The 4,592-nt window shown below is 42.7% G+C and carries 5 protein-coding genes and 2 pseudogenes; 6 read left to right on the top strand and 1 reads right to left on the bottom strand.

What is annotated here, in order from left to right:
* The 4 genes from G367_RS26530 to G367_RS0100135 all read left to right on the top strand — a co-directional run.
* On the top strand, positions 1 to 218 hold a 218-nt coding region (locus tag G367_RS26530), incomplete at its 5' end, for a hypothetical protein (protein ID WP_211214855.1).
* Positions 219 to 350: 132 nt separating this feature from the next.
* On the top strand, positions 351 to 521 hold the full coding sequence (locus G367_RS25860; protein WP_020411070.1) for a hypothetical protein: 171 nt from the start codon (positions 351 to 353) through the stop codon (positions 519 to 521).
* 624 nt (positions 522 to 1,145) lie between these two features.
* Entirely contained in the window at positions 1,146 to 1,466 is a 321-nt protein-coding gene (locus G367_RS0100140) for a hypothetical protein (protein WP_020411069.1), read from the top strand.
* Positions 1,467 to 1,571: 105 nt separating this feature from the next.
* Entirely contained in the window at positions 1,572 to 2,105 is a 534-nt protein-coding gene (locus G367_RS0100135; protein WP_020411068.1) for a CC0125/CC1285 family lipoprotein, read from the top strand.
* A gap of 21 nt (positions 2,106 to 2,126) precedes the next feature.
* Here G367_RS0100135 and G367_RS22660 read toward each other — a convergent pair.
* Positions 2,127 to 3,068: pseudogene (locus G367_RS22660) on the bottom strand (IS110 family RNA-guided transposase).
* A 316-nt stretch (positions 3,069 to 3,384) separates the two neighbouring features.
* Between G367_RS22660 and G367_RS0100125 the strand changes: the two are divergent.
* Positions 3,385 to 3,777, top strand: a complete 393-nt coding sequence (locus tag G367_RS0100125; RefSeq protein WP_157533263.1) for a hypothetical protein — start codon at positions 3,385 to 3,387, stop codon at positions 3,775 to 3,777.
* A gap of 473 nt (positions 3,778 to 4,250) precedes the next feature.
* Positions 4,251 to 4,592: pseudogene (locus tag G367_RS26695) on the top strand (transposase); the annotation flags it as partial.

Here is a 4,592-nt window from a genome sequence, read left to right as displayed (position 1 = left end):
ATTTTGAGGCTTTTACGGGTATGTATATAGTAGTACCTCAAATGTTGGGTGTATTTATTGCAATACCTATAGGTATATTTTTTTTATTGTTCGGTATTTGTAAAAAAAACCTAGGTAGTAAATCTAAAGATAGGTTTATAAAAGCTGGAATAATAATCTTAATTTTACAGCTTTGTTATTTTGTCATAGTTAATAACGGCTATTATCTTACGGTATAATTTGTCCTATATTTTTTAAATTTTTTGTAGGTGATGGTTTTTTGATATAGCTACACTTAACAAATCAATCAACGGTCGCCTTCGGTTGGACAGCCAAACCTTCGGTTTGTCTGCCCGTTATTGAGGCATTAAATGCCAGTAGCAATCGAAAGCATAATGAAATTTGAAGATGGTGATAGAGTAAAGATTGAACCACATTTTTGGTGGCCAGATGGGGCGATTGGAACTGTTTCAATTCAGCCAGAATTTGTAAGGAAGCTATTGGAAAAGAAGAATCAGTGGAAAGTACTCAGAGAACTATAAAAGGCAAGGACAGAATTATCACAAGCGTGTGGGTAAATTTCGATGAACCAGCGAACGATTGTAGTGATGATGGTCCTTATATCGGTGGTGAAGTTCAAATTGAGTATTTGAGTAGGCTGTGAGTTCAGCATTTAACAAGCGCAGGTTGTCGGACTGGTTTTCCGCTGCGCTCCAACCAGCCGCAACTGCGGGCATTATGTGACTAAAAGAGTAAGCTCAAAATGTTCAGGCAATTAAGTCGTAACAGAAAGGTACTTTCCGTATTTAGCATCGGAGTAGCCGTGTGGTGTATTTCTATGCTTGGCTATCAAATAAGTTATGCAGAACGAGTTATGTCAGGACTAGAGAGTTGCATAATTGAATCGCTCGAACTTTGTGAGAAAGTAAATGAGGTCGAGCTGTATCGAAGCCTATGGAATGGGTCTGCCAGGTACTATGCTCTTGCATCGGTATTTTTCTGCGTTATATATGGTGCAACTTCTTTTGGGGAACGAAAGAAAAGAGTGGAGTAGGTGCCATCACATAACAAGAGGCTGCTGTCGCCCCTGCGGGGCTTGGACTGCCTTTCCGCTGCTTTGCAGCTCCAGGTCAGCCCCAAACCGGGCGTTATACGAAAAAGAGATCATGAGATTTAGCCAAGCACTTGAAATAGTATCTAAATGGGTTGAAGTAACTACTGAGGGGGTAGCCGAAGTTAGTGCCGTTGAAGATAAACCTTATGGCTGGGTGTTTTATTATCAAGCTAAGAATTACAATCCGAATGATCTTTCAACTTATCTAGGCGGCAACGCGCCTGTAATTTTCGATCGTATAGATGGAGAAATTCGTGTCACAGGCACAGCCTCTGAAACAGAGCAATATCTTAAAGAATATGAAGCAACATTGCCTGACGCTTGGCTACTAATGTCGCCAGAAGTTTCAGGGTTCAAAAACAAGTATGAGTAATCGTATAACCAGGCCTGGCAAGATCGCCCAGACGGAGGCTGGGCTGGACAGCCTACGCTCTGCTTCGGCTGCCCTTGCTGGCAACGTTAGGTGCAAGGAGAGAACATGAGAATCATCGTAACTTTATCAATTATTTTGGCCCTTGGTGGTTGTGCAACCGCCTACCAACCGCAGGGTATGACTGGTGGCTTCTCAGAAACACAACTAGACACAAATGTGTTTACCGTTACTTTCATAGGTAATGGTTACACCGGAAGAGATAAGGCCAATGATTATGCGTTGCTTCGTAGCGCCGAATTAGCATTGGAGCATGGGTATAAATATTTCGTTATCGTTGATGCACAGCAGTACTCAAAAAACAGCACTTATACAACTCCTACCACAGCAACAACCAATGTAAATGCCAACACATATGGCTCTGCATACAATTACGGCAATAACACCACCTACAACGCTAATACATACGGCACTGCAACAACTACTGTATCGGGTGGCCAAACTTACAATATTTCCAAGCCCCGAACCTCAAATACAATAGTGTGTTTCAACGAAAAACCTGAGGGTTTCGCATATAATGCACAGTTTATTGCAAATAGCCTCAAGCAAAAGCACGGTATTCAAGATGCACCTAACAAGTGACTATGGTTCTTCGTCAAGCTTTTAAGCCATATTCTCATCCCAATATGTGTTGTTTTTTACCATCGTATTCAGAATGGTAAGTTGCTTTCTCATACAGGCAATGAGGACCACTTTTTTAGGTTTGCCAGCGTCGACTAAGCGTTTATACATTGGCTTTAATTTAGGGTGGCACTGGATCGCCGACATTATGGAAACAAACAGGACCGTGCGCACACGATGCCGTCCACCACGAATATAGCGTTTACCTTGAAAGTTCCCACTATCTCGGTTCATAGGGGCGATACCAACAAGTGCAGCAATCTCTTTTCGGTTCAGTTTCCCCAATTCAGGTAATTCGCTCATCAGGGTGTAGGCCAATACATTTCCTACCCCTTTAGCGCTTAACAATAGGTCACGTTTTTATCGCCATTCGGCAATACTACTGACGAGTTTATCCAGCTGCTTATCGATGCCTTCTAACTCTTTTTTGATGGTTTTCAATATGGCTTGAATAGGTTTGTGTACAGATTTAGGCATTCGCTTGAGACGGTTCTTTTGCATTGTACTCATCTCCAAGCACTGGCTTCTTACAACGAGTAAGTTACTGATATTCCTTAATTTTTCAGGTTTTAACGACGATAATCTTGGCTTCATTGCCTCTCCAAAGTGAGCAATGTCGACAGCATCCAGCTTGTCAGTTTTGGCGAGTCGCCCCGCTGACTTTGCAAAGTTTCTTACCTGCGAAGGATTGCAAACAACTATCGGCACCCCCGCTTTGTGGGCAGAACAGACAAACTCCAGTTCAAGCCTTCCGGTGGACTCGATAAGTACTCTTTTGGGTTTAAGGGGTTGCAGTCGTTTAATGGCGTCCTTAATACCATCTTTATCATTGGTAACACTAAAGAATTGGCCAGTTGGTCTCACAAAAATATCGAGCTGTTTGCTGCTAGTATCGATACCGACATTGATCTCTTGAGGTTCCATAAGATAAGCTATCTCCGCCTTGCTATTCGGGCTCGAGGCCCACATGACTATTCGAGTTATGCCTAATGAGTGTCTGTCACGTTCCTACTTGTTAGCGGTCTTTATGAACCAGCGCAGCAACGAACTGTGGCAAACAAGGCCTTCGGTGGCCGCCGAAGGTGGGTCTCAATTTACCCGTTAGGGAAAAGGATTTTCAACATCAGAACCGGGCAAGAACAACCATACAAGCCGCAGCAATCGCTCCCGTTGGTCGCTGGGACAGCCAAAACGCTGCGCTTTTTTGTCTGCCCCTGTGCGGGGCGTTATGAGCACTAGCATGGCAAGACGAATAAAACTTTCAGCGCTAATGACACTACTCGCAATAGTGTTGAGTGGTTGCCCTCGAATCGCAAAGATAGATATCTATAACAATACTGGTGTATCAATATCTTTAAATAGCGGGGGAAGTATCACTCATATTTCCCCTGGCGAAGTAAAAGTTATTGTATTTACCTCAAGCAGTTTGGTTGTCAGTTCCGAAATCGGAGAATGGAAATACGGCCGAAATTTGATTACGTATGGCGGCGAAGATGGTGAATACTTCAACGGCACTGTATATTTGCAAATCAATAAAAGTGGCCAAGTCTTTGCTACTAGAGAAAAAGATAAAAGGCCACAATCTGAATTTGAAGCACAGCCAGAGGGTTTCCCAATTGCACCAAGCTCATAACAAGCAAAGGCAGCATCGCCCTGCGGGCTGGACGCGCTGACGCGCGCCGCTGCTTTGAGCGTTAGGTGCACCGGCCAATGAAAATTGGAGTTTTATTGATAGCTTTATCCTTTCTACTGATCTCTTGCTCACGAACGCCACACCACGTTGAGCTAGATGACTTTTCAAAAGAAAGAAAGGTCTCAAAGTATGGAGAGGGAACGTATTATTTTATATATACTTACCATACTTTTAGTTCGAAGAATGATACAGAAGGTCAAGAGGTATATTTTCGAGATATTGAAAAGTATATCGATTTATATTTAGAGAATAGCAATACCTGTAAGCCTATCAAAGAAACCCTGTCATATTATAGTGAAGGCGGCAGTGTCAGCATTTTGGTTTTATGCAAAAGCACCTAACAAGGCGATCAAGATGGACATTGATCTTGCCCCGTTTTAACGGACACCAAGGTCAAACAGACGAGGTGTCTTATGCCGAAATACAACAAACCTAGAAAGACTTGGCAGTATTCAAACGAATTCAAAGTGAAAGCGGTAATGCTTAGCTTGATAGAGGGCATTCAAGTTAAGGAAGTGGCTAAAACTCTCGACATTCACCCTTTCATGCTGTCACGATGGTGAAAAGCGTTTCAGGAAGGGAAGATTTTGGCAGATAAGCGAAGAAAGCTTACTGATGTAGTCTCTAGAAAAGAAAAGGAACTTTCTAGGGTAAAGCGTTTGGAGGCGGAGAATCGTAAATTAAAGCAGGAGCTTGATTTGCTAAAAAAGTGGCAACGGTTTCTTGCGGAGGAACATCAGCAAGATATCGATTTA

Origin of the sequence: Microbulbifer variabilis ATCC 700307 (genome assembly GCF_000380565.1) — a bacterium.
Lineage (GTDB): Bacteria > Pseudomonadota > Gammaproteobacteria > Pseudomonadales > Cellvibrionaceae > Microbulbifer > Microbulbifer variabilis.
This window is presented reverse-complemented; position numbering and strand designations above follow the sequence as displayed.